This window comes from Levilactobacillus yonginensis, from assembly GCF_003946265.1.
In the GTDB taxonomy this organism is placed as follows: Bacteria; Bacillota; Bacilli; order Lactobacillales; family Lactobacillaceae; genus Levilactobacillus; species Levilactobacillus yonginensis.
Genome location: NZ_RHNO01000063.1, coordinates 1 through 1,097, shown reverse-complemented (window position 1 = coordinate 1,097; position 1,097 = coordinate 1). Strand labels below are relative to the sequence as shown.

The 1,097-nt window shown below is 38.3% G+C and carries 1 pseudogene; it reads left to right on the top strand.

Annotated features, from left to right (window positions below):
- Nucleotides 1-1,097: pseudogene (locus tag EKM87_RS12340) on the top strand (MobQ family relaxase); the annotation flags it as partial.

Sequence of the window (1,097 nt, the reverse complement as noted above, 5' to 3'; positions counted from 1 at the left end):
CAACAAGTTAAGAACTATCGTAAGTCCAAAGCTGGCTATAAAAATATGCAGGAGAAAGTAGTTAATCGAGGCCACTTGGATAGCCTAAGTAAACACTTCTCGTTTAACGAGAAAAAAGTGGTCAAAGAGTTAAGCCACGAACTGAAAACTTATATTAGTTTGGAAAGTTTAGATGATAAGCGGCGCATGCTATTTAATTGGAAAAACAGTACCTTAATTAAGCACGCTGTTGGTGAAGATGTCACTAAGCAATTATTGACGATTAACCAACAAGAAAGTTCACTAAAAAAAGCAGATGAACTCTTAAATAAAGTAGTTGATCGCACGACTAAAAAACTTTATCCAGAGCTTGATTTTGAACAGACAACCGCGGCTGAACGACGGGAATTGATTAAAGAAACTAATAGTGAACAAAGGATTTTCAAAGGCAGTGAATTAAACGAACGTTTAATGAATATTCGTGATGATTTATTGGACCGACAATTATTGACCTTTACCAAACGGCCATACGTTGGCTGGAAGTTATTAATGCAACAAGAAAAGGAAGTCAAAATCGAGCTTAAATATACGCTGATGATTCATGATGATAGCTTAGAAAGTCTAGAACACGTTGATCAAGGTCTACTAGAAAAGTATTCACCAACCGAGCAGCAAAAGATTACTCGCGCAGTCAAAGATTTGCGAACAATCATGGCTGTTAAGCAAGTCATTAAAACGCAATACCATGAAGTATTGAAAAGGGCCTTTCCCAAAGGCGATTTAGATGGATTGCCATTGATTAAACAGGAACAAGCCTATACAGCCGTGATGTACTATGATCCTGTTTTAAAGCCATGTCAGGCTGAAACAATTGAACAGTGGCAAGCAAATCCACCACAGGTGTTCAGTCCCCAAGAACATCAACAAGGACTAGCTTATTTATCGGGACAGCTTAGCTTAGATCAGTTAGAAAATCATCACTTACAACGGGTTTTAAAGCATGATGGCACTAAACAACTCTTTTTTGGCGAATGCAAAGTCGATCCGACGATTAAGAACAGTCAGATCGAGAAAATCCAAAAGCAGTTAAAAGGGCAACAAGCCAAGGACGACCAGTA